Source organism: Lysobacter sp. A421 (genome assembly GCF_054052145.1).
Genome location: NZ_JBSVRL010000002.1, coordinates 859022 through 883141, shown reverse-complemented (window position 1 = coordinate 883141; position 24120 = coordinate 859022). Strand labels below are relative to the sequence as shown.

General features: G+C 64.7%; 24 protein-coding genes and 2 pseudogenes. 9 read left to right on the top strand and 17 right to left on the bottom strand.

Annotation, left to right across the window (positions count from 1 at the left end; genetic code table 11):
• The first annotated feature begins 29 nt into the window (after nt 1-29).
• Genes lptD through ACW7G6_RS09425 form a run of 6 tightly spaced genes read left to right on the top strand, consistent with a single transcriptional unit; the run spans nt 30 to nt 6895 of the window.
• Nucleotides 30-2390, top strand: coding sequence for an LPS assembly protein LptD (gene lptD, locus ACW7G6_RS09450; protein WP_456998109.1), 2361 nt, complete (start codon nt 30-32; stop codon nt 2388-2390).
• A complete protein-coding gene (locus tag ACW7G6_RS09445) occupies nt 2387-3757 on the top strand; it encodes a peptidylprolyl isomerase (RefSeq protein ID WP_456978432.1) in 1371 nt (456 codons plus the stop codon). The genes lptD and ACW7G6_RS09445 overlap by 4 nt, the downstream gene beginning before the upstream one ends.
• 1 nt (nt 3758) lies before the next feature.
• On the top strand, nt 3759-4745 hold the full coding sequence (gene pdxA / locus ACW7G6_RS09440; RefSeq protein ID WP_456978431.1) for a 4-hydroxythreonine-4-phosphate dehydrogenase PdxA: 987 nt from the start codon (nt 3759-3761) through the stop codon (nt 4743-4745).
• A complete protein-coding gene (gene rsmA, locus ACW7G6_RS09435; protein ID WP_456978430.1) occupies nt 4742-5590 on the top strand; it encodes a 16S rRNA (adenine(1518)-N(6)/adenine(1519)-N(6))-dimethyltransferase RsmA in 849 nt (282 codons plus the stop codon). The genes pdxA and rsmA overlap by 4 nt, the downstream gene beginning before the upstream one ends.
• A 47-nt stretch (nt 5591-5637) precedes the next feature.
• Entirely contained in the window at nt 5638-6021 is a 384-nt protein-coding gene (apaG, locus tag ACW7G6_RS09430; RefSeq protein ID WP_456978429.1) for a Co2+/Mg2+ efflux protein ApaG, read from the top strand.
• A 13-nt stretch (nt 6022-6034) separates the two neighbouring features.
• Complete coding sequence (locus ACW7G6_RS09425; protein WP_456998108.1) at nt 6035-6895, top strand: symmetrical bis(5'-nucleosyl)-tetraphosphatase; 861 nt, start codon at nt 6035-6037, stop codon at nt 6893-6895.
• 16 nt (nt 6896-6911) lie between these two features.
• Here the strand turns inward: ACW7G6_RS09425 and ACW7G6_RS09420 are convergent, their stop codons facing one another.
• From ACW7G6_RS09420 to nudE, 13 genes are all read right to left on the bottom strand, one after another.
• A complete protein-coding gene (locus ACW7G6_RS09420) occupies nt 6912-7415 on the bottom strand; it encodes a dihydrofolate reductase (RefSeq protein ID WP_456998160.1) in 504 nt (167 codons plus the stop codon).
• On the bottom strand, nt 7415-8209 hold the full coding sequence (locus tag ACW7G6_RS09415; protein ID WP_456978426.1) for a thymidylate synthase: 795 nt from the start codon (nt 8207-8209) through the stop codon (nt 7415-7417). The genes ACW7G6_RS09420 and ACW7G6_RS09415 overlap by 1 nt, the downstream gene beginning before the upstream one ends.
• A 1-nt stretch (nt 8210) precedes the next feature.
• The gene (gene lgt / locus ACW7G6_RS09410) at nt 8211-9083 is read right to left on the bottom strand and encodes a prolipoprotein diacylglyceryl transferase (RefSeq protein ID WP_456978425.1); all 873 of its coding nucleotides are present in this window, start codon (nt 9081-9083) and stop codon (nt 8211-8213) included.
• A gap of 46 nt (nt 9084-9129) precedes the next feature.
• On the bottom strand, nt 9130-9621 hold the full coding sequence (locus ACW7G6_RS09405) for a TPM domain-containing protein (protein ID WP_456998107.1): 492 nt from the start codon (nt 9619-9621) through the stop codon (nt 9130-9132).
• Nucleotides 9622-9631: 10 nt separating this feature from the next.
• Complete coding sequence (locus ACW7G6_RS09400; protein ID WP_456998159.1) at nt 9632-10534, bottom strand: TPM domain-containing protein; 903 nt, start codon at nt 10532-10534, stop codon at nt 9632-9634.
• A 55-nt stretch (nt 10535-10589) separates the two neighbouring features.
• Entirely contained in the window at nt 10590-11249 is a 660-nt protein-coding gene (locus tag ACW7G6_RS09395) for a LemA family protein (protein WP_456978423.1), read from the bottom strand.
• Nucleotides 11250-11333: 84 nt separating this feature from the next.
• Entirely contained in the window at nt 11334-12053 is a 720-nt protein-coding gene (locus ACW7G6_RS09390; protein ID WP_456978422.1) for a TerC family protein, read from the bottom strand.
• A gap of 45 nt (nt 12054-12098) precedes the next feature.
• Nucleotides 12099-12479, bottom strand: a complete 381-nt coding sequence (locus ACW7G6_RS09385) for a diacylglycerol kinase (RefSeq protein ID WP_456978421.1) — start codon at nt 12477-12479, stop codon at nt 12099-12101.
• A gap of 251 nt (nt 12480-12730) precedes the next feature.
• A complete protein-coding gene (locus ACW7G6_RS09380) occupies nt 12731-13690 on the bottom strand; it encodes an isoaspartyl peptidase/L-asparaginase family protein (RefSeq protein ID WP_456978838.1) in 960 nt (319 codons plus the stop codon).
• Nucleotides 13691-13798: 108 nt separating this feature from the next.
• The gene (locus tag ACW7G6_RS09375; protein ID WP_456978420.1) at nt 13799-15103 is read right to left on the bottom strand and encodes a sensor histidine kinase; all 1305 of its coding nucleotides are present in this window, start codon (nt 15101-15103) and stop codon (nt 13799-13801) included.
• Between the two features lies 1 nt (nt 15104).
• Nucleotides 15105-15815 carry a response regulator transcription factor gene (locus tag ACW7G6_RS09370; protein ID WP_456962293.1) on the bottom strand — a complete coding sequence of 237 codons (711 nt, stop codon included), beginning with the start codon at nt 15813-15815 and terminating at the stop codon, nt 15105-15107.
• Nucleotides 15816-15891: 76 nt separating this feature from the next.
• Nucleotides 15892-16698, bottom strand: a complete 807-nt coding sequence (cysQ, locus tag ACW7G6_RS09365; protein ID WP_456998106.1) for a 3'(2'),5'-bisphosphate nucleotidase CysQ — start codon at nt 16696-16698, stop codon at nt 15892-15894.
• Nucleotides 16695-17243, bottom strand: coding sequence for an ADP compounds hydrolase NudE (gene nudE, locus ACW7G6_RS09360; protein ID WP_456978418.1), 549 nt, complete (start codon nt 17241-17243; stop codon nt 16695-16697). The genes cysQ and nudE overlap by 4 nt, the downstream gene beginning before the upstream one ends.
• 80 nt (nt 17244-17323) lie before the next feature.
• Here nudE and bioA point away from each other — a divergent pair, with 80 nt between their 5' ends.
• Together bioA and ACW7G6_RS09350 are read left to right on the top strand one after the other, a co-directional pair.
• Nucleotides 17324-18739 (top strand): adenosylmethionine--8-amino-7-oxononanoate transaminase, encoded by a 1416-nt coding sequence (bioA, locus tag ACW7G6_RS09355; protein ID WP_456998105.1) that lies wholly within the window; start codon nt 17324-17326, stop codon nt 18737-18739.
• Nucleotides 18730-19476: a 16S rRNA (uracil(1498)-N(3))-methyltransferase gene (locus ACW7G6_RS09350; protein WP_456998104.1), complete on the top strand. Its 747-nt coding sequence runs from the start codon at nt 18730-18732 to the stop codon at nt 19474-19476. The genes bioA and ACW7G6_RS09350 overlap by 10 nt, the downstream gene beginning before the upstream one ends.
• 32 nt (nt 19477-19508) lie before the next feature.
• Here the strand turns inward: ACW7G6_RS09350 and ACW7G6_RS09345 are convergent, their stop codons facing one another.
• The 4 genes and pseudogenes from ACW7G6_RS09345 to ACW7G6_RS09330 form a co-directional block, all read right to left on the bottom strand.
• Nucleotides 19509-20033 (bottom strand): chemotaxis protein CheW, encoded by a 525-nt coding sequence (locus ACW7G6_RS09345; protein ID WP_456998103.1) that lies wholly within the window; start codon nt 20031-20033, stop codon nt 19509-19511.
• 10 nt (nt 20034-20043) lie between these two features.
• A complete protein-coding gene (locus tag ACW7G6_RS09340; protein ID WP_456998102.1) occupies nt 20044-21327 on the bottom strand; it encodes a chemotaxis protein CheB in 1284 nt (427 codons plus the stop codon).
• Nucleotides 21317-23731, bottom strand: a pseudogene (locus ACW7G6_RS09335) (response regulator); the annotation flags it as partial. The pseudogene ACW7G6_RS09335 and the gene ACW7G6_RS09340, both read right to left, overlap by 11 nt.
• A gap of 44 nt (nt 23732-23775) precedes the next feature.
• A complete protein-coding gene (locus tag ACW7G6_RS09330) occupies nt 23776-24075 on the bottom strand; it encodes a hypothetical protein (RefSeq protein ID WP_456998158.1) in 300 nt (99 codons plus the stop codon).
• Here ACW7G6_RS09330 and ACW7G6_RS09325 point away from each other — a divergent pair.
• Nucleotides 24061-24120 (top strand): annotated as a pseudogene (locus tag ACW7G6_RS09325) (hypothetical protein); the annotation flags it as partial. The gene ACW7G6_RS09330 and the pseudogene ACW7G6_RS09325 overlap by 15 nt on opposite strands.

Genomic DNA, 24120 nt, shown 5'->3' with positions numbered 1-24120 from the left:
CTGCCGTTTCAGGATTCCCGGATCGCTACGTGCGCAACACTCTCCGTTTGCTGCCATTGTCGTTGTGCATCGCACTGGCGTTACCCGCCCATGCGGCGGATGACGCCGAGAACTGGCAGCTGTGCCCGATCGAGGACGCCGTGCCGGCGTTCATCGAGGCACCGCCTTCGGCTCCCGTCGACGGTGAGCGCGTCGACCAGCCGACCGATATCGCCGGTGACGCGCTCAGTGCCAGTGAAAGCAACCTTTCGGTCTTCAAGGGCAACGTGGAGCTCAATCGCGGCGACCAGTTCCTGGGCACCGACAAGCTGTCCTACAACAGCGAGGACGGCACCTACGTGGCCGAGGGCAGCGTGCGTTATCAGGATTCCGGGATGCGCATCGTGGCCGAACGGGCCCACGGCGACCAGAATGCCGACACCCACACCATCGAGGACCTGCGGTACCAGTTGATCGAGCAGCGCGGCAATGGCGGCGCGGAACGGATCAGGATGCAGGGAGACCAGGGTGCCTTGATGAGCTCGACCTACTCGACTTGCGCCCCATCGCAGCGCGGCTGGGAGCTGCGCGCCCGCCAGATTGATTTTGACACCGCCGAGGGCCTCGGCGTAGCCCACAACGCCACCGTGCGCATTGGCAGCGTGCCGGTGCTGTACGTGCCATGGCTGATGTTCCCGATCGACGACCGCCGTCGCACCGGCCTGCTGTATCCGTCGATCAAGGTGTCCGGTCGCAATGGCTTCGACTGGCGCCAGCCGATCTACCTCAACCTCGCGCCCAATTACGACGCCACCTTGATGCCGCGGCTGATGACCAATCGTGGCATCCAGCTGGGCGGCGAGTTCCGCTGGCTGTATGAGGGAGGACGCGGCGAGTTTGCCGGAGAATGGCTGCCCAAGGACAAGCTCCCTGGCGACGAACCCGGGCGCTACCTCAACGACGAACAGGGGCGACCGATCGCCGGGGCAACGCTGCCGGAAGACGACCGCGGCCAATTCAAGTTCGACGCGGTGCACGCGCTGGGCGGTGGATGGCGCGCCCAGGCGAATCTGGGCTGGGTCAGTGACACCCATTACCTGGAAGACTCCAGCAACAGCCTGTACGGCCTGTCGTCCTGGCAGATCCGCAGCCAGGTCGGTTTGTTAGGCCGCGGCCAGCACTGGGATGCGGGCCTGATGGCCGACCACAACCAGCTCGCCGATTACACCCTGACCGAGCGCAACCTGGGCTACGACCGCCTGCCTCGGGCCTATCTGAATTGGGCGCAGCCGTTTGCCCGCTGGTTTGAAGTCGGCGTCAATGCCGAAGCGGTCCACTTTCGCCACGAGGTCCGCAACGAAGGCAGCCGGCTCGACCTCAAGCCCTTCGTCAGCATGCCGTTGCAAGGCGCCGCCTGGTTCGTCACCCCCAAACTGGCCTGGCGTTACACCGCCTATCAGCTCGACGACGCCCTCGCGGCGGCCAATGGCGGTGACGATGCGCCGACGCGGAGCTTGCCGATCGCGTCGGTCGACGCCGGGTTGTTCTTCGACCGGGAGGTCAGCTTCGGCAACGAGTCCTACCTGCACACCCTGGAGCCGCGGGTCTATTACCTGAATGTCCCCTACCGGGACCAGGGCGGCCTGCCGCGTTTCGACACCAATCCGATGACGTTCAGCTGGGGGCAGCTGTTCCGTGACAACCGCTATACCGGCCCGGACCGGCAGATCGACGCCAACCAGCTGACGACCGCCGTCACCAGCCGCCTGATCAGCCAGGACGACGGACGCGAGCGTGTGTCGGTCAGCCTGGGGCAGATCCAGTATTTCGACGACAGTCTCGTGGTGGTACCTGGTGAAGACCTCGTCGAGCGCGGCAAGTCGGCCTGGGTCGCCGACGTCGGGGTCTACGCCACCGACCGCTGGAGCATCAACGCCGCCTATCAATGGGACCCGAAGTACCGTCGCGAGGACCTTGCCAGCATCCGCACGCGCTACCTGATCGGCGATGTCGGTGTGGTCAACCTGGGCTACCGATACCGGCGCGACCTCACCGAGCAGGTGGATTTCTCGTTCCTGTATCCAGTCAACCAGAACTGGAGCCTGGTCGGTCGCTACTACTACTCGCTGGAAGACGACAAGTTGCTCGAATCCATCGCCGGCGTGCAGTGGGAAAGTTGCTGCATGGCCGTGCGCCTGATCGCGCGGCGCTACGTCCGCGAGCGCAACGGCGACCTGGATGATTCCCTGCGTCTGGAGTTCGAGCTCAAGGGCCTAGGCTCGGCCGGCCAAAAGACCGAGGATATATTGAGCCGTGCTATCCTCGGCTATGATCGTGACGATCTTTATCTGGTGCCACCATCTTCTCTGGATGGTGACGATTACGACAACTCCCTCGATCCGATCCCATGATGAAATTATTCGCCTGTCTTCTCGCCGGTGCGCTTCTTATGGTGCCCGTCGTCCATGCGCAACAACTTGAGCCGATCGACAGCATCGCCGTCGTGGTGGATGAAGATGTCATCCTGCAAAGCGAGTTGGACCGGGCGCTGGCCAATATCCGTAACCAGTACGCTGGCCGGTCCGACCAGCTGCCTCCGGACGACGTGCTTGAACGCCAGGTCGCCGAGCGGCTGGTCCTGCTCAAACTGCAGGTCGCACGGGCCAAGAGCACCGGCGTGCGCGTGACCGACCAGGAGGTCGACCAGGCCATCGGGGCGATCGCTGCGCAAAACCAGGCCAGCGTCGACCAACTGGCCGCGCAACTGGCTGGCGATGGTACGTCGCTGGCCCAGTTCCGCGACTCCATCAGCGACGAGTTGCTGGTCCAGCGCTTGCGCCAGCGCCTTGCGCAGAGCCAGGTGTCGGTCAGTGACGCCGAGGTCGATGCCGCCATGGCGGCGCAGCAGGCCACGGGCGATCAATACCACCTGGCCCATATCCTGGTGGCATTGCCAGAAGGTGCCACCCCGGAACAAATCAGTACCGGACAAAGCAAGATCGACGGCATCAAGAGTGTCATTGAGCGCGGTGAAATGAATTTCGCCGCGGCAGCGGTCCGCTACTCCGACAGCCCCAACGCACTGGAAGGCGGTGACCTGGGCTGGCGCGCGGCGAATGAAATTCCGGCCGCGTTCAAGGATATGGTGAGTGGTCTTTCCCCTGGCCAGATCACCGATTCGATCCGCGGTCCCAGCGGGTTCCAGCTGTTGCAGCTGGTCGACGTCCGCGCGGCATCCGCCTCCGATCCGGCGATGGCCACGCAGTACAAAGCCAGTCACATCCTGATCCGCGTCGACCCCAGCACCACCACCGACGCCCAGGCCAAGGCCGAAGTCGATACCCTGCACGCCCGCATTGTCGGCGGCGCCGATTTTGCCGAGCTGGCGCGGGAGCACTCTGAAGATCCAAGCTCCAAGAACCGCGGGGGCGACCTGGGGTGGTTTACCCAGGACCAGTTCGGCCCCGATTTCGGCAGCGAGGTGGCCGCCTTGACCGACGGCGACGTGTCTGCACCCTTCCGCACCGCGGCCGGCTGGCACATCGTCAAGCGCACCGGTGTCCGGCAAGCCGATGTTGGCGAGCAGTCCGAGCGCGCCCAGGTCCGCGAGACCATCGGCCGGCGCAAGCTTGAGGACGAATGGAACCGGTTCCTGCGCGAAATGCGTGGCGAGGCGTTCGTCGACTTCCGCTCCGGCGCCGCCGCGGCCGAGCAAGCTGCGGAGCAAGCCGCCGAGCAGGAGAGCGCGCCTGCCGTGAGTCCCGCCGACGGCAACTGAGATGACCCCGGTCCGGCTTGCGCTGGTCCCAGGCGAGCCGGCCGGCGTCGGGCCTGAACTGTGCGTGCGCCTGGTGCAGCAGTCGCGGGATTATCGACTGACCGCATTCGGCGATGGTCCCACGTTGCAGGCCGCCGCCGCCGCACTCGGGCTGCCGCTACGGCTGGTTACCCCAGACCAGGCCAGCGGGTCAGCAGGAGAGCTGGCCCTGGTCGACATTCCCAACGCCGTACCCGTCGCGTTCGGTCAACCCGACCCACGCAATGCCGGAGCCGTGATCAATGCACTGCGGCGTGCCGCCGACGGCTGCCTGCAAGGTGGTTTCGATGGCGTGGTGACCGGACCGGTGCACAAGGCGGTGATCAACCAGGGCGGCATCGCTTACAACGGCACCACCGAACTGTTGGCGCAACAGGCCGGCTGCGAGGTGGTGATGATGCTGGCCAACCCGGTCATGCGGGTCGCGCTCGCCACCACCCACCTGCCGCTGCGTGCCGTCAGTGAATCGATCACCATTGAATCACTGACCCGCACCTTGCGGATCGTGCAGGCGGCGATGACGGCGGATTTCGGCATTGTCGCCCCGGTCATCGCGGTATTGGGGCTCAACCCGCATGCGGGCGAAGCCGGTCACATGGGGCATGAGGAGATCGACGTCATCGAACCGGTACTGGCAACCCTACGCGCCGAAGGCATGAACCTGATCGGCCCGCTACCTGCCGATACCGCATTCCTGCCGGACAAACTGCGCCGGTTCGATGTGGTGCTGGCGATGTACCACGACCAGGGCTTGCCGGTACTCAAGTTCAGCGGCTTCGAGCAGGCGGTGAACCTGACCCTTGGCCTGCCCTACCCCCGTGTCGCCGTCGATCACGGTACCGCGCTCGATCTGGCCGGCAAGGGTATTGCCGATCCATCCAGCCTGCTCGCCGCGGCGCGTCATTGCGCCCAGCTTGCCAAGGCCCGCAAGCACCGGTTGACAGCATGACGACCCCGCACACCCCATTTGGCGAACACCACCACGCGTCTTCCGGTGGCTTCTCGGCCAAGGCAAAGAAACACCTGGGTCAGAACTTCCTGCATGACCGCACGATCATCGACAAGATCGTGCAGGCGGTTAACCCCAAACCGGGTGACCAGCTGGTCGAGATTGGTCCCGGCCAGGGCGCCATCACGTTCCCGCTGCTGCAACGTCATGGCGAACTGACCGTGATCGAGTTCGACCGCGACCTGATTGTCCCGCTGACCGCCGCCGCGCGCGCGCATGGCGAGTTGACGGTCATCAACCGCGATGTGCTCCAGGTCGACTTTCGCGAGCTTGCCGCCGACATTGCCGATGTATCGACCCGTCAACTGCGATTGGTGGGCAACCTGCCGTACAACCTGTCATCGCCGATCCTGTTCCATGCCCTCGACCACGCCCCGTCGATCCGGGACATGGTGTTCATGCTGCAAAAGGAAGTGGTAGACCGCATGGCCGCCGGCCCTGGCAGCAAGATCTACGGCCGGCTGAGCGTGATGCTCCAGGCCTACTGCACGGTGACACCGCTATTCCTGGTGCCGCCGGGCGCATTCCGACCCGCACCAAAAATCGAATCCGCCGTCGTGCGCCTGGTGCCGCATGCCGCCGGCAGCATCGACATCCAAGATCGGAAGCTGTTTGCCCACGTCGTTCGCGATGCCTTCGGACAACGCCGCAAGACCCTGCGCAACGCGTTGTCGCGGCTATGCGACGCCGCCGCACTGGAATCCGTAGGGATCAGTCCGCAGGCACGCGCCGAGCAGATCGACGTCGCTGAGTTCATCCGCCTTGCCAACTCGCTCGCCCGCTGACGACAACCGCCCCCCGCTCCAGCCGGTCACGACTTACACTGTCAGATATGGAACACCGCACCGATTATGCATTCGACATCAAGGTCGCCACCCGGTATCTCGACGACCAGTCCGAGCCCGAGCAGGATCGCTTTGTCTTCGCCTACACCATCCAGATCCACAACCGCGGCGCCGTGCCGGCGCAGCTGATTTCGCGCCGCTGGCTGATTACCGATGCCAACAGCAAGGTGCAACAGGTCGAGGGCGAAGGCGTGGTCGGGGAGCAGCCGTGGCTGCGGCCCGGCGAAGGCTTCGAGTACACCTCCGGGGCCGTACTGGAGACCGACCTGGGGACGATGGAGGGCAGTTACGCGATGGTCGCCGATGATGGCACCCACTTCGACGTCCCCGTGCCTGTCTTTACGTTGACTGTGCCGCGCACCCTGCACTGATGGCGGGCCTGGCATGAGTGTTTGGGCAATCGGTGATCTGCAGGGCTGTTACGACATCACCCAGCGGCTGCTGGAAAAAATCGCCTTCGATCCAGCCCGCGACCGGCTGTGGTTCTGTGGCGACCTGGTCAATCGCGGCGGCCAATCGCTGGAAACCCTGCGCCTGGTGCACTCGCTGCGCGACAACGTGCAGGTGGTATTGGGCAACCATGACCTGTCATTGCTGGCGGTCGGTGAGCGTCGCGAGGAAGACCAGCGCCGAGTCAATCCCGACCTCCAGCGTGTCGTCTTCGCCCACGACCGCGATACCTTGCTGGATTGGCTGCGCAGGCAGGAAATGGTTCACGTCGACCGCGAACTGGGCTGGATGATGGTGCATGCAGGCCTGGCTCCCAAATGGACCACCCAACTGGCCGAGAAGCACGGCCGTGAAATCGAAGCACTGCTGCGGGGCGACCAGTACCCGCGGTTGCTGAAGCACATGTACGGCGACGGGCCGGTCTGGAACCCCCGGCTGGCCGGAATCGACCGCCAGCGCGCGATCATCAACCTGCTTACGCGAATGCGTTATTGCTCGCCACGCGGCCGGATTTCATTCGACGACAAGGGGGTCCCCGGCACCCAGCCACCGGGACTCTATCCGTGGTACGCGGTACCCGGCCGCGTCGAGCGTGACCTGAAGATCGTCTGCGGTCACTGGTCGGCACTGGAGCTGTTCATCGGCCACGGCGTGCACGCGATCGATACCGGCGCGGTATGGGGCGGCAAGCTGACCGCGATCCAGTTGGATACCGACCAACTGCGCTTCGTCCAGGTCCCCGGCCGGGATGTACCCGCCAATCCGCCAAAGCCGCGGCAGCGTCCGCGGCGCTAAGCGCGAATCACCACGCCTATTGGCCGCACCGGCGGTAGTCGACAAATTCGAAACCGTATGCATGTTTGGGGTCGGCCGGTTGGCGCTCGCGGCCAGTGACCTGCCATTGCAGTGGGTCAAACGCCGGGAAAAAAGCATCGGCATCCGCGACCACCGTATCCACATGGGTCAGGTGCATTCGCGCTGCCGCTGCCATGCACAGGGCATAGATCTCACCCCCGCCGATCACCCACAGCTCGCTGCCACCGTCCCGGGCAACCAGGTCGATCGCCGCCTCGAGCGATGCCACCGGCTGCATGCCGTCAAACGGCGCCAGACCCGAGCGGGTCAACACCAGGTTTCTCCGGCCCGGCAATGCACGTCCCAACGACTGGGCGGTCTTGCGTCCCATCAGTACCGGCTTGCCCAGTGTCAGCGCCTTGAAACGCCTGAGGTCGTCGGACAGGCGCCACGGCATGTCATTGCCACGACCGATCGCGCGGTGCCGGTCCAGCGCCGCAATCAGCACCAGTTCGACCATCACACCGCCACCGGTGCCTTGATCGCCGGCAACGGGTCATAACCCTGGATTTCGATATCGGCGTAGGTGAAACCGGAGATATCCTGCACCTGCCGATTCAACTGCAACCGTGGCAACGCGAGCGGCTCGCGCGACAACTGCTCGCGCGCCTGCTGGTAGTGGTTGGAATATAGATGGGCATCGCCCAGGGTATGCACGAAGTCGCCGACCTCCAGCCCGCACACCTGCGCCACCATATGGGTCAGCAAGGCGTAGCTGGCAATATTGAACGGCACGCCCAGGAAAATGTCGCCGCTGCGCTGATACAGCTGGCAGCTGAGCTTGCCGTCCACGACATAGAACTGGAACATTGTGTGGCACGGCATCAACGCCATGTCCGGCAGGTCCGCGACATTCCATGACGAGACGATCAAGCGGCGCGAATCGGGGTTGCGCCTGATCTCGTTCACCACCCAATCGATCTGGTCGATCTCCTGGCCGTCCGCGCCCGCCCAGCGACGCCACTGCTTGCCATAGATCGGGCCAAGCTCGCCGTCCGCATCCGCCCACTCGTCCCAGATCCTGACCTTGTTGTCGCGCAGGTAGGCGATATTGGTCTGTCCCTGCAGGAACCACAGCAGCTCGTGCACGATCGAGCGCAGATGCAACTTTTTGGTGGTGACCAGCGGAAATCCCCGGGCCAGGTCAAAACGCATCTGCCAACCAAATACGCTGCGGGTGCCGGTGCCGGTACGATCGGATTTTTCGGTGCCGTGCTCCAGCACGTGACCCAGCAGCTCCAGGTACTGGCGCATGTCAGGCCTCCGGGAGCGGCTGTGGCTGCACGGTCGGCGAGCGACGGGAACGCCACAGCCAGAACAGGCCCAGCGCAATCAGCGGCAGGCTCAACAGCTGGCCCATGGTCAGCCAGCCGAACGCCAGGTAGCCCAGTTGCACGTCGGGCACCCGCACGAACTCGACCAGGAACCGGAAGCTGCCGTACAGCACCAGGAACAGTCCGGACACGGCATAACGTGGCCGCGGCTTGCGCGAAAACCACCACACGATGCAGAACGTTACCAAGCCCTCAAGCACGGCCTGGTACAACTGCGAGGGATGGCGGGCGAACCGGTCCAGGGCCCCACTGGCAAACTGCGCCTGCAGCTGCTCGCTGCTCCAGCCGGCAAACTCCGGCGCGCGCGGGAACAGCACGCCCCAGCCGCCATCGGTGACCTTGCCCCACAACTCGCCGCCAATGTAGTTGCCCACCCGGCCCAGCCCCAGTCCCGCCGGCACCAGGGGCACGACAAAGTCGGCCACATCGAAGAAATGCAGGCCCTGCTTGCGCGACCACCAGTACCCGGCTGCGGCCACCCCGAGCAAGCCGCCATGGAAGCTCATCCCGCCTTCCCAGATGCGCAGCAGCATCAACGGATCATCCAGCAAGTCGCTGAACCCGTAAAACAGGACGTAGCCGATGCGCCCGCCCAGCACCACCCCGAGCATGCCGTAAAACAGCAGGTCGCCAAACGCCTGCTCGTTCACGCCCGGCAATCGTCCCGCGCGGATGCGGCGCAAGCCCAGCCACCAGGCGATGCCAAACCCCAGCAGGTACATGACGCCGTACCAGTGAACCTGCAACGGCCCGAGGCTGAATGCGATTGGATTGATCTGGTGCAGGATGATCATGAAGCGTGCGGTTCCCGGTCGATGAGGTTCAATCTATTGTGCCCGCTCAGCCCAGCAGGTGGGGCCGGTTCGGCAGCTCGTCGCGATCCTCATCATCCGGATCGCGCGCAAAATGTCCGGCCACCAGCACCGATATCGCCTCGATACCGCGCACGATGGCAGTTTCGGGTTCACCGGCCTTGAGGTGCTCCTCGATCAACTCGCAGACACCTCGCCACTGCTTCGGCCCGACACGGCCGTCAAAGCCACGATCGGCCACCAGTTCGATGCGATGGTCGGCCAGCAACAGGTACAGCAGCACGCCATTGTTGCCACGTGTGTCCCATACCCCGAGTTGCGCGAACACTTCCTGCGCTCGTTCACGCGCCGACTGTCCCGCCAACAACGCTCGAATCGACAGCGCCGACTCGACCGCAAAACATATCTCTGCACTGTGGTGGCGCTCGCTGTCAGCAACCGCAGTGGTGATGCGTTGCAAGCGCTCGGCCGGAAACAACCGCCGCGTGGATGGTGCAAACAGGTGCCTGAGCATTCGCATCAACATATCGTCACCAACTGCCCGAGGCGCCGCCGCCTCCGCTCATGCCACCGCCGCCACCCCACCCGCCGCCGCCGAAACCGCCTCCGCCGCCAAAGCCACCACTGCCCCACCCGCCGCCACCAATCCCACCGAATCCTCCAATGCCGTGGTGTCGCGCAAATCGCCCACCGCCGCCGCCACCCAGTCCGAACAGCAGGCCGATGACCGCCCCGATGCCGCCAACCAGCAGCAACGACGACAACAACCAGGCAACGCCACCGGCAGCGGCGGCCACCAGCCCACCGCGCACCGGACGGGATGCACTGCTGAACACCCCTCGTGCAACCTGGGCGGCAATAAAGGCCGCGAACACAGCAAACAGCCAACCGCCACCACCATCGTCACGACCAGTCCGGGTGTCGGCCATGGGTGCCGGCAACGGCTCGCCATCGATCAGGCTGGTCAGTGCACCCGTGGCGGCGACGATGCCACCGGCGTAATCGCCCTGGCGGAACTGCGGCACCAGGTATTCCTGGATCACCCGCATCGAGGTCGCATCGGGAATCGCGCCCTCAAGGCCGTAGCCGACCTCGATCCGGACCCGGCGGTCATCCCGGGCAACCACCAGCAGCACGCCGTCATCGACTTTCTCGCGACCGAGCTGCCACTGGTCGTAGGCACGCACCGCATATTGCGCGATGTCCTCCGGCAACGTGGTGGGCACCACCAACACCTGCAACTGGCTGCCCTTGCGTTGCTGCAACGCCAGTGCCTGGGCCACCAGCTGTTGGCGGGTGGCCGCATCGAGGGTATCGGTGGTATCCACCACGGGCGAATCCAGCGCCGGAATCGGTGCAAGATCCTGCGCCGACAGCAGGCCCGATATCAGTAGCAGGGCGACCACCAGCCAGGGCCGCAACAGACGCCCCATGCCGCGCGACGAATGCGGCGTGGGGGCTGCCGCGACCACGGCGATGGCGCTATCGTCAGCCATTCGCCGGCGCAGGCTCCGGTTGTGCCGGCTCCGGCTGTACAGGCTCCGATGGTGTCGGCGCGGTCGCAGGAGTGGCGCCCGGCTGGCTGAAATCAACCGTCGGTGGCTGTCGAATCTGCGCCTCGTTGTCCACCGAGAAATTCGGTTTGGTGTCGTACCCGAACACCATCGCCGTCAGGTTGGTCGGGAACTGGCGGATGAAGGTGTTGTAGTCCTGCACCGACTCGATGTAACGCTGGCGCTCGACCGTGATCCGGTTCTCGGTGCCCTCCAGCTGCGCCTGCAACTGCAGGAAGTTCTGGTCGGCCTTCAACTGCGGATAGTTCTCGCTGACCATCAACAACCGACCAATCGCACTTTGCAACTGTCCCTGCGCCTGCTGGAACTGCTCCAGTGACGCCGCATCGCCGGCATCGACATTGATGCTGCCAACCCGCGAGCGCGCTTCGGTGACTTCGGTCAGCACCCGTTGCTCGTGGGACGCATAGCCCTGCACCGTAGCCACCAGGTTGGGCACCAGGTCGGCCCGACGCTTGTACACGTTCAGGACCTGTGACCAGGCGGCGGAAACGGCTTCATCCTTCTGCTGGATGGTGTTGTAACCGCAACCACTGAGCAGCATTGCAGCCGCCAGCACAAGCAAGATTCGCATGGCACGACTCCTTTCCCGACGATGGTCGGCATTGCACCACCGCCGACCGCACCATGCAATAGACGCCGGGTGAAGAGGGCTCGCCTAGTGGTGCAGTTGCTGCCTGGCGGCGCGACGCTTGGCCGCCAGGTTCAACACCTCGACCAGTGCCGAGAACCCCATGGCTCCATAGATGTAGCCTTTGGAGATATGCAACCCGAAGCCTTCCAGGATCAGGTAGACGCCGATCAGCACGATGAACGCCAATGCCAGCATCTTGACGGTAGGGTTGCGATCGATGAAGCGTCCCAGCGGCGTGGCGGCCGCCAACATCACCACCACGGCCAACAGGATCGCGCAGACCATGATCCAGGTCTGGTTGGCCATGCCGACCGCCGCAATCACCGAGTCCAGCGAAAACACGATATCGATCACGGCAATCTGCGCCAGCACCATCCCGAACGAGACCGCCGGCTTGGTGTGGACGTCCTCCGACTCGGGCTCGCCACGGATCGACTCACGGATCTCCATGATGCCCTTGATCAACAAGAACACGCCGCCCAGGATCAACACCAGGTCGCGTACTGAAATACCCCGGCCAAACAGCTCAAACAGATCGCTGGTCAGTCCGGCCAACCATGCCAGGACCAGCAACAGGCAGATACGACTGAGACAGGCGACCGCGATGCCGATCTTGCGCGCTCGCTCTCGGGTTTCCACCGGCAACCGGCTGACCGCGATCGAAATAAACACCAGGTTATCGATGCCCAGCACGATCTCGATCGAGCTCAGCGTAATCAGGGTGATCCAGACTTCAGGATCCATCAGCATCTCAGGCACGCGTGTGTCCCATGTCAGTTGAATAAAGAATCAGAACCATCTCGGCCCGACGATCAGCGCCCAGGTCAGTGCCACGTTCAGCATCAGCACGAATACCGCAGCCGAACCCATGTCCTTGGCCCGACCCGACAGCTCGTGGAATTGCGCTCCATAGCGTTCGATCACTGCCTCGATCGCCGAATTGAGCAGTTCGACACTCAACACCAGCAGCATTGACCCGATCAGCAACACCTGCTCGACGGGCGTCTGGCCCAGCCACCAGCCCAGCGGAGCGAGCACCACGAACAGACAGACTTCCAGACGGAACGAGGACTCATGCAGCCACGCCGCAGCAATCCCCTGCAACGACCACCTGGCTGCTTTCAGCACGCGGCCGGGACCGCGTGGCAGATGGCCGATCTGATCAGCCATCTCAGTGACGTTGCCCGTGAATCGAGGTCTCGCGGATCAGCATGGGGTCGGCATCAGTAGGGGCTTGGTCATCCAGGGAGCCATTCGCGGAAGTTCACCCGAAAATTTCCGGGTAGACGCAACCAAGGCCACGCCAGACCGCCAATTTTGCCACAACAATCGCGGTAACGCCGGCCTGGAACCCGCCGCCCCCCCGTACACGACCTGCCGACACACGGCTCCCGACGTGCGGTAGTGGCGGTCACCAGGCCCTAGTCCTCGAAAATCGCAATGCCACGACTTCCGTCAGGCTTGATCCAGGCGCGGTACATGGTCCCGGTGTTGAACGGCATCGCAATATTGCCTTCGCTATCAAGTGCGATCGCGCCGCCGTCACCGCCAGCGGCGGGGACGATCCGGTTGACGACCTCTTCAGACGCTTCGGCCAGCGAGTCGCCGCGGTAGGCAACGCGCGCGCAGATATCGTGGGCGACCGCATTGCGGATATAGAACTCACCCCAACCGGTACCGGACACGCCGCAATTGTCGTCGGCCCAGGTGCCGGCACCAATGATCGGGGCGTCACCGATCCGCCCCCACTTCTTGTTGGTCATGCCACCGGTACTGGTCGCCGCGGCGATGTGGCCGTGCTGATCCAGAGCGACCGCACCGACCGTGCCGAAGTACTGCCCCGGCGTGTCGTCGCCGACCGCAGCCTGCGCCTTTTCAAGTGCGCGTCGACGGTGTTCGGTGTCGAACCAGTCATTGGACACCCGCTCGATCCCGGGCTGCGTGTCAGCAAAAGCTTCGGCGCCCTCACCGGCCAGCATCACGTGCTTGCTGTGCTCCATCACCGCTCGCGCCAGGTTGATCGGATGGCGCACGGTGGTCACGCCGGCAACCGCCCCGGCGCGTCGGGTGTGGCCCTCCATGATCGACGCATCCAGCTCATGGCCACCTTGCGCGTTGAATACCGCGCCCTTACCGGCGTTGAAGCGTGGGGAGTCTTCCAGCACCTGGATCGCCGTTTGGACCGCATCCAGCGCGGTGCCCCCGGCCGCGAGAACCCCGTGACCCGCGTCCAGCGCCCGGCCAAGGTCGGCCCGCGCCGCCTTCTCGTCATCAGCGCTGAGTGACTGCCGTGGCACGTAACCGGCGCCGCCGTGGATCACCAGCGCGGTCCTGGATGTGATCCCGGTCTCCGCCGCGGGCTGTTGTGCGTGGACGTTCATGGCGGTCAACGCGAGCAGCAGGACGGGTGCGAAGAAAAGTGGGCGCATGGTCGGCTCCGTGGTATCAGGCGCCGAGGATAGCGCGACCCGACCGCCTGTCCCACCGGGCTAGCCGAGAAACCGGATGGTCGCAGTAGTGCCCTGTCCCGGCAGGCTGCCCAGGCTCACCGGCCAACCCATGCGTTCGCCGAGCCGGCGCGCGATCGACAGCCCCATGCCTCGCCCGCCATCGCCCGAAGCATCGTGCCGATAGAACGGCTCGAACGCTTTGGCCATGGTTTGCGCGTCCATGCCGATGCCGCTATCGCGCACCTCCACGCTGGCCGCCTCCAGCCGCACCTCGATGTTGCCGTGATCGGTGAACTGGACTGCGTTGCTGAGCAGGTTGCCCACCATCACCGCCAACACGTGCGGCGGACCGAATAATTGCGGCCCGCCGTTGTCGACCAGCTCGATCGCGACCGGCTTGTCGCGAAGCATGGGACGGATGCGCTCCACTTGTTCCTGGACGATGTCGCGCACATCGAACTGGATGCTTTGTGGCGCCACGTCGGCTTCGCGCGCCAGGATCAGGAATGCGTCGATCACGGCCTCCATGTCACGTCCGGCCCTCTGCACGCGGGCGAGCGAACGCAATGTCGTGGGGTGGGTATCCGGATCACCGAGCATCATGTCGGTCGCCACCCGGATCACCGTCAACGGTGTGCGCAGCTCGTGGCTGGCGTCGCGGGTAAAGTCACGCTCGCGCTCGACGAAATCCGCTACCCGGTCGGCCAAACCGACCAGCGCGCGTGACAGTTCGCGTACTTCGCTGCCCGCTTCGACCGGCAGGTTGTGGGGCTTGATCAGGCTGGCGTCGGGGTCGCGCGGGTCCCAGCGCGTTACCACGTTGGCCAGCCAACCGACCGGAGCCACCAGTCGCTTGGACGTGCGGTAGGTCAGCCACGACACCAGGTAGGTCACCAGCAACGACAGGATCAACGACACCAGCCCGGTAAGGCCGATGGCGCGATCAATGTGGTCCGTCTGGAATACCAGGTAGAAGCTGCCTTGCGGGCGGCGATCGACCAGCACCTCTTCGAACTGCTCCGGAGCGCCGGGCACCGCGATCCGGTACCGACCCGGCGCCAACTCGCGCAGATACCGGGGCGCGGTGCGGTCGCCCGGAGCGGCCGGATCGACATACCCCGCCATGGTGGAGGTCCGCGGTAATGGAAATGCCGGGCTCGCCGCCCGGCCTACCCAGAACATGTCGGCCTCGTGCTGCATCCGCTTATCCAGGATGGTGTCGCGCACGGCAATACCGGTCAGCACCACGCCTGCGGTGATGACGATGCTGGCCACGACGGCCTGCAGGATGAAGGCCAGCTTGATTCGGCGTGGCAGGCCTTCGGTCACGGCAACTTTTGCCATGTCATTCCGGCTGTTGCGAGATATCCGCCACCCGATAACCTGCCGATTGCACCGTATGCAGCAATTGCTTGTCGAACGGCTTGTCGATTGTCTTGCGCAGGTTGTACAGGTGGCTCCTTAAGGTATCGGAGTCAGGCAGCCCGTTGCCCCATATCTCGCGCTCGATCTCCTGGCGGCTTACCACGCGGGGCGATTCACGCATCAGGATCGTCAGCAGGCGCAGCCCGATGGGCGATAACTGCAGCTCGCTGCCACCGCGGGTCACTCTCAAGCTGGCCGGATCCAGCACCAGATCGGCCACCTTCAACACCTCGCCGCCCACCTGGCGACGATCACGGCGGATCAACGCGCGCAAACGCGCCTCCAGCTCCTGGATCGCGAACGGTTTGGTCAGGTAGTCATCGGCGCCGGAGGACAACCCCTTGAGTTTCTCGTCCAGGGTGTCGCGTGCGGTCAACATCAAGACCGGCGTCGACTTGCGCGCTTCTTCGCGCAAGCGCTTGCAGACCTCGATCCCGTCCAGGCGCGGCAACATCAGGTCGAGCACGATCACGTCGTAGCTGTTCTCAGCCGCAAGCCGGTAGCCGTCCAGCCCGTCGGCGGCAAAATCCACCTCGAAGCCGCGACCTTCCAGGTATTCGCCCACCATCTCGGAAATATTGCGGTTGTCCTCCACGATGAGGACCAACCCTCCATCCTGCGTACCCTGCATGAGTCGCTCCTGTCTTCAGTTTTGTGAAGACTGCCGACCGGCGCGTAGACGTTTCGTGAAGATCACCCACCGAAGCTCAACCGTCGCTGCCGGCCCACTGGCGCCATGGCAACGCGGTATCGCCAAGTGCGATGAACGCCCCGTTGAGCAACGTATCGCGTTGGTTATAGCGAAACGGCCGGCCCTTCAGGTCGACCACGCCACCACCCGCGCCTTCCAACACCGTCTGCCCGGCGGCAGTGTCCCATTCGCACGTGGGGCCAAAACGCGGATAGACGTCGATCGCACCCTCAGCCAAACGGCAGAATTTCAGTGACGATCCCAGGCCAACCGGCTCCACCGGCCCCATGCGTTCGATGAACGTCGCGGTACGTTGGTCGCGATGGGACCGGCTGGCGGCAACCCGCAGTGGTGCCGTCGCGGGGCGGCGTACATGCAGCGGCTGGTCGATGCCATCGTCGCCGCGCTTGAACGCGCCCAACCCGCCGCCGCCATGCCACACCGCACCGGTGGTGGGTGCCTGGACCACGCCCCAGGTCGCCACCCCATGTTCGATCAGCGCGATGTTCACACTGAACTCACCATTGCGCTTGACGAACTCGCGGGTGCCATCCAACGGGTCCACCAGCCACAGGCGCGACCAGCGCAGACGCTCGGTCGCCGGGAGCTGCTTTGATTCTTCCGACAGCACCGGTATGTCCGGGGTCAATCGGGTCAACCCGGCCACGATGCAGTGATGGGCGGCAAGGTCGGCGGCGGTCAATGGCGATTGGTCCGCTTTGTGATCGACCACGAACGGGCTCCGGTAAACGTCCAGGATGCGGGTCGCGGCGGCCTGCGCAACGGCAATCACTGCTTCGCGCAGATCCTGATCAATGCTCATCCGTGCATCCTCAGCCATTCCCGGGCGATGAACAATGCGGCGATGCTGCGGCCTTCGGAAAAATCGTCGCGAAGGATCAGCTCGTGCAACGAGTCGATCTTCCACGGCACCAGTTCCAACGGTTCCGGCTCATCGCCTGCCAGGCGCTCGGGATACAGGTCGCGCGCGAGCACCAGATGGGTCGCATGGCTCATGTAGGTCGGAGCCAGGGTCAACTGGCGCAGCACGGTCAACGACCGCGCGCCGTACCCGGCCTCCTCCTTCAACTCGCGGTCGGCCGCCTGCACCGGCACCTCGCCTGCGTCGATCCGCCCCTTGACCAGACCCAGCTCGTAGCGATGCACACCGGCGGCGTACTCGCGCACCAGCAATACGGTGTCCGCATCGAGCATCGGCACCACCACGACCGCGCCGTGGCCGCGACCGTGCAGGCGCTGGAAGCGTCGCCGCTCTCCGTTGCTGAATTCCAGGTCGAGGTGTTCAAGCCGGTACGGCCCGCTGTCGTCTTCCTCGATGCCATGGATGACCGGCAGCTTTCTGGTCATGGCGTGACGCCCGTGACAGAAACCGGACTCGCCGGAAGCGCGATAATGGATGAATGAAGGGAAAGACTCACGATACAACGATGCTAGCAGAGCGCGAAGTCGGCAAGGGCAACTCCGCAGACGATGCCGGGACTTGGCGCGCTCGCGATCTGGCGGTCTTGTGGCACCCGTGCACGCAGATGCGCGAGCACCCCGACACCCTGCCCTTACTCGCCATAGAGCGCGGCGAGGGACCGTGGCTGATCGGTCGCGACGGCCGTCGTTACCTGGACGCCGGTAGCAGTTGGTGGACCAATCTGTTCGGCCATGCCGAGCCACGCCTGGCGGCCGCCATCGCCACGCAGGCCAGCACCCTGGCGCATGTGATCCTGGCCGGTTGCTCCCATGCCCCCGCAGTGGAGCTGGCCGAACGGCTGCTTGCCCTGGCGCCACGCGAGCCCGGCCGGCCCCCGATGACCAAGGTGTTCTATGCCGACAACGGCTCGTCCGGCGTCGAGGTCGCGCTGAAAATGGCATTCCACTGGTTCCGCAACCGCGGCGAACTGCGGCGGACCAAGTTCGCCGCACTGGAAGGCGGTTACCACGGCGAGACCCTTGGCGCCCTCGCCGTCGGCGACGTGCCGCTGTATCGGCGCGTCTATGCGCCGTTGTTGACCGAGGCGGTGTTCGCGCCCTCACCCGATGCCTACCTGGCACGACCCGGGCAAAGCGCGGCCAGCCACGCTGAAGATGCCGCCGACGCGCTCGCCCGGCTGCTCGATCACCACGCCGGCGAGATCTGTGCATTGATCCTGGAGCCACGGGTGCAATGCGCCGGTGGCATGCGCATGCACGACCCGATCTACCTGGCGCGAGCACGCGAGCTGTGCGACGTGCACGGGATATTCCTGATTGCCGATGAAGTCGCGGTCGGCTTTGGCCGTACCGGAACCATGTTTGCCTGCGAGCAGGCCGGCATTGCACCGGACCTGATGTGCCTGTCGAAAGGCCTGACCGGTGGCACCATGCCATTGGCGGCCGTGCTGGCGACCCAGGAGTTGTACGACGGCTTCCTGGATGACTCGCGTGAGCGCGCATTCCTGCATTCGCACAGCTATACCGGCAATCCACTTGGCTGCGCCGCGGCGCTGGCCACGCTGGACATCTTCGCGTCCGATGACGTGATCGCACGCAACCAGGTCACGGCTGCGCGCATGGCGGAGCTTGCGGCCCCACTGGGCGAGCACCCTCACGTCGCCGACCTGCGCCAGGCCGGGATGATCGTTGCTTTCGAATTGACCAGGAACGGCAACAAGGCCACCCCGTTCGATCCCGCGGCACGCATCGGCTTACGCACTTACCGCGCCGCACTCGACCGCGGGGTATTGCTGCGCCCGCTGGGCGACATCCTCTATTGGATGCCGCCATACACCGTGGCCGAGGAAGCTTTGCAACTGCTGGCCAACACCACCCGTGAGGTCATTGATCAGGCCATAGCGGAGGCCGGATGCGCCTGACCCGCGTATATGTCGACCAGCCCCTGTTGCCGGGGACCGACCTGGCGCTGCCGGAAGGCCCCGCCGTGCATCTGGCGCGGGTGTTGCGCCTTGGCGTCGGTGATGCGTGCACGTTGTTCAACGGAGACGGACACGACTACCCGGCACGCGTCGTCGCAGTGGGCAAGCGCCAGTTGCGGGTATTGATTGGCGAGGCCCGAACGGTGACGTGCGAGTCACCGCTGCGGATCATCCTGCTGCAAGGCATCGCGCGCGGCGAAAAGATGGACCTGATCATGCAGAAAGCGACCGAGCTTGGCGTGGCAGGGATCCACCCGATCATCTCCCAGCGCAGCGAGGTCAAGCTCGATCAGGCACGTGCGGAAAAACGCTTGGCGCATTGGTCCGCGGTAGTCATCGCCGCCTGCGAGCAGAGCGGCCGCGCGGTGGTGCCGGTGGTGGCCCCACCCGTAGCGCTGGCCGATGCCTTGGGCGCACTGTGCGCCGATGACCGGCGCAGGCTGGTCCTTGATCCTGACGGTCCGCTTGCTTTTTCCAGGATTGAACTCGACAGCGACCAGACCCTGGTACTTGCGATCGGGCCGGAAGGCGGGTGGTCAGACAATGACCAGCAGCAGTTCGCTCAGGCGGGCTTCCAGGGCCTACGCCTGGGGCCGCGAATCCTGCGTACTGAAACTGCCGGTCTGGCTACGATCGCCGCACTCCAGGCCCGCTTCGGCGATCTGTCCGGCACCTGAAGGGATCACCGAAACAGTGACGGTGCGCCAGCTCATGCGGCCTGGTTGCGCGCCAGCGTCTCGGCGATCAGCGATTCGACCGCTGCCAGATCCGGCACGTAGGCTTCATCTTCGTTGAGCTTTACCCGCGCCTGCACCATTGCCGGCAGCGCATCGTCGGCAGCAACTTCCAGATTGGTTCGCGACACCGTCACCAAACGGGGAAACCCCTGGCTGAGGATCGCGAAATAGGGCGTTTTCGTGACCCCGGCCAGCGCTTTCAGGACCAGCACTTTGCTGCTGAGCCCGCCTTGCTCGTGCGCCACACCGGCAAGCGTCGAGAAACCAATCAGGGGCACCTGCCAGCCACGCCAGCGGGTCAGGCCGATCAACCAGTCCGGCGCATCTTCCAGCGGCTCGGGTGGAGCAAAAGACATCACCTCGGCGATGGTGGCGTTGGGCAGCAGCAGGCGCGCACCAGCGATCTGGATCAACACCCCACGAACGTCCTGATCGATGTCCTCATCCCGGGACGGGTCAATGGCGAGGGTAGCTTTTACGCGAGAGTGTTTCGACATATCGGATTCCTCAGGACGGCCAGCGCCGCGACAGCCTCACGGCAAGTTCCGCCGGCGGCGCAACGTCACCACCACGCGCGACCAGCGCATTGGATGCGTTCGCGTCATAACACCCATCCGCGGCCTGTCCCGCCACCAGGGCGCCGGCCCAGCCGTGGTTCAAGACCGCATCGACCTGGGAGGCATCACTGCCGCTCAACAACAATATGGCGCTGTCCGACGATGGCATGGACGCGATCAGGTCCCCTTCCTGGTTGAAGCGGATCCCGCTATCGCTGACATCCACGCCGATCAAGTCGGGCAGGATGTAGACGATCCCGGCATGGGCAAACTGACCGGGTTCGGCAAGCCGCACCGGCAACGCGGTCGCACGCTGCATCTGCGCGACCAGCTTGTCGTAACGCGAACCGGCCAGATGCTGCTGGACCAGTATCGGCCGCGGGAAGCCTTCCGCTATCCCACCCAATAACTGCCGGACCGCATCGGGGCCTCCCAGTCCCGCAAGCACCAGCACCGCGCCACGTGCCTGCTCGGCCCCGGTGACGGGCGTGTCATCGACCAGCTCAAGGCCGGAGATCCGCCGTTCCAGGTCACCCAGGTCACGCTGGAACCGGTCTTTGATGGTCGACTCATTGGCCACTTCAAGTGCCACGGATCCGTCGTCGAGACTCAGCTCTGCCGGACGCTCGTTCACGCCGGCCCGGTCCAGTGCAGGCACCGCCACCGGGATATCTGCAATTTCCGCAAGCACCGGATCGAACTGGTCTGACAGATTCAGCCCTTCCGGCTGTGCCGGCTGTGCCGGCTGTGCCGGCTGTGCCGGCTGTGCCGGCTGTGCCGGCTGTGTCGGCAGTGCCGGCTGTTGCGTGAGAACTGTCGACGCGACATCGGCCGCGACCGCCACGTCGACGGATGCGGGCACTTCCATCTCGCCGGGCTCGGTACCCGCCGGCAACACGTCACCGTGCCGTTGCAGCTTGGCGATCAGGTGGCGTTGCCAACGCGCGACCTCCCAGCCATCGCGGTTGCCAGCCAACTCGGCTTCCTCGTAGATCACCTCGACATCGGAATCAAACAGCACCGCATCGAACCGGTCCAGCGCATCCTCTGTCGACGGGTCCAACGCCACCAGCACCACCTTCGGCGCAGCATCGTTCAAAGTTGCCGGGTCAAGATCCACCGGATCGCCTTCCAACACGCATTCCAGGCCGGCCAGGCCCAGTACTTCACGCAGGCGATCACACGCCAACCCGGGACTGGCCAACAGTGCCGCCCGCAGCGATTCACCCGTCATGGCGCACTTCGATCCCGAGCAGCTCATAGACATTGCGCATCAGTTCGGGTTCCTGGTAAGGCTTGCCGAGGTAGCGATCGACCCCGATATCCATCGCGCGCTGGCGATGCTTGTCCCCGGTGCGCGAGGTGATCATCACGATCGGGATGTCTTTCAACCGTGGATCGGCCTTCATGTGGGTCGCCAGCTCATAACCGTCCATGCGTGGCATCTCGATGTCCAGCAACATCAGGTCCGGCACGACATCGGCCATCCGCTCCAGCGCGTCGACGCCGTCTTTTGCCGTGGCCACCTCGAAGTTGTGCCGTTCCAGGACACGGCCACTGACCTTGCGCATGGTCACCGAGTCATCCACCACCATCACCAGCGGCACCGAGCGCGCTTCCACTACTTCCGTCACGTTGCCGGAGTAGTCGGAGTAGTCGGCAGGCAACGCCGCCTGACGGCGCACCAACGGAGCGATATCGAGGATTACCACGACGCTGCCGTCGCCCATGATGGTCGCGCCGAAGATGCCAGGCAGCGAAGCCACCTGCGGCCCAACGGGCTTGACCACGATTTCCCGGTTGCCGATGACCTGGTCGACCAGCACCGCAACCCGCAGGTCGCCGGAGCGAACCAGCAACAGCGGCATCTGCAACTGGCCTTCCGCCTTCGCCGGGCCGTGGCCCGACAGCTGACCGAGGTCGTGGACGACGTAGTCCTCGCCACCGTAACGGTAGGTGGTATCGCGTGGCTGGCCAGCGGCGTCGACCAGTTCCTCGCGCGCGATGCGGGATACACCGCGGATCGATGCGATCGGCACCGCGAAGTTGACCTCGCCAATCTTGACGAACACCGCCTGGGTGACCGCCAGCGTCTGCGGCAGGCGCAGGACGAAGGTGGTGCCCTTGCCGGACTCCGACTGGATGTCAAGGGTCCCGCCCAGCTGCCGGACCTCGTTGGCGACCACGTCCATGCCAACACCGCGTCCGGACAGGCGGCTGACGGAATCCGCAGTCGAGAAGCCCGGTTCAAGAATCAGCGCATCAAGGTCGAAATTGCTCAGCACCGCATCGCTGCGGACCAGCCCGCGTTCCTCGCCGCGGCGACGGATGCTCGCCCGATCCAGCCCACGACCGTCGTCGGCGATCTCCAGCACCACTTCCGATCCTTCGCGGCGGATCAGGATATGGACGGTGCCTTCTTCAGGCTTGCCGGCTTGCTTGCGCTCCGCCGGCGTTTCCAGCCCGTGCGCGATGGCATTGCGCAGCATGTGCTCCAGTGGCGCGGTCATGCGTTCCAGCACGTTGCGATCCAGCTCGCCGCTGGAGCCGTCCAGCTTCAGCAACACCTGCTTGCCGAGCTCACCGGAGGCCTGGCGGATCACGCGCCGCAGGCGTGGCAGCAGGCCATCGAAGGGCACCATGCGGGTGCGCATGAGGCCTTCCTGAAGGTCTGAACTGACCCGCGACTGCTGCAGCAACAAGGTTTCGTATTGACGCGTCAGGTCGTCCAGGGTGAGCTGCAGGCTGCCCTGATCGGCGGCCGATTCCGACAGCGCCCGTGAGAGCTGCTGCAAGGTGGAGAAACGATCCAGTTCGAGTGGATCGAAAACCGAGTCACCCTCTTCGGCCTCACGTTGATAGCGGGCAACGATCTGCGCCTCGGTCTCCATCTCCAGCCGGCGCAGCTGGTCACGCATACGGGTATTGGTTGCCGCCATTTCCGAGATGGCACCGCGGAACGCGCCCAGTTGCTGTTCCAACCGAGCCCGGTAGATCGCCACTTCACCGGCGTAGTTGACCAGGCGGTCAAGCAGGTCGGCGCGAATACGCACCTGCTCCTGCGGCGCGCGCACGACGATATCGTCATCGTCGTCTTGCTGCTGGTCATCAATGGGCGCCGACAACGGCGCAAGCGTCGCACTGGTGGTGCTGGCGGGCGCTTCTGCCTGGGGCGCCGTCGCCGCCGTGTCGCTACCCCGCTCCACAACGACGACTGCCGCATCCGTGCTTTCGCCGCGTGAACGCGCTTCAAATTCGGCGATCAACAGGTCCGGCATCGCGATGGCGCGACCTCCGCCGACCCGGGTGACCATCGCGTGCAGGCGGTCGAACCCGCGCTCCAGCAACGGCACGCCATCGCTGCCGAGTTCACGGCGCTGTTCGACCACCGCTTCCAGCAGCGATTCCATGACATGGCCAAGTTCGCCAACGGCCATGATCCCGGCCATTCGTGCACCGCCCTTGAGCGTATGCAGGTCGCGTTGCAAGCCGACCAGCGGCTCGCGTTCCTCGGGGCGGTCACGCAATGTCGCCAACAAGGAGTCGGCATGGTCGAGCAGGTCAATGCCTTCTTCGACGAAGATATCGACCAGTTCGGGATCAAGATCGGTCAGGTCCAGATCCTGGTCGGGATCCTCGATCCGGGTGATGGCATCAAGCAATGCCGCGGTTTCATCGGGCTTCACCACCCGCAAACCATCAACCGCCTGCTCTGCCAGCTCGTCGTTTGGCAGCGCTTCCTGACCCGACGCCGCCACGGCGGAATGAGACGACTCGACCTCTGGGTTGATGATCTCGACCGCTGTTGCGGGGGCCGCGCTTCCACCAGCCGCCTCGGTGGCTTGCTGTGCGTATTCGATTTCGAGGGCGGCGTACTCTGCCGCTTCCTCCCCTTCGATCCGTTCGGCTTCGATCCGCTCAGCTTCGATCCGCTCAGCTTCGATCCGCTCAGCTTCGATCCGCTCAGCTTCGATCCGCTCAGCTTCGATCCGCTCAGCTTCGATCCGCTCAGCTTCGATCCGCTCGT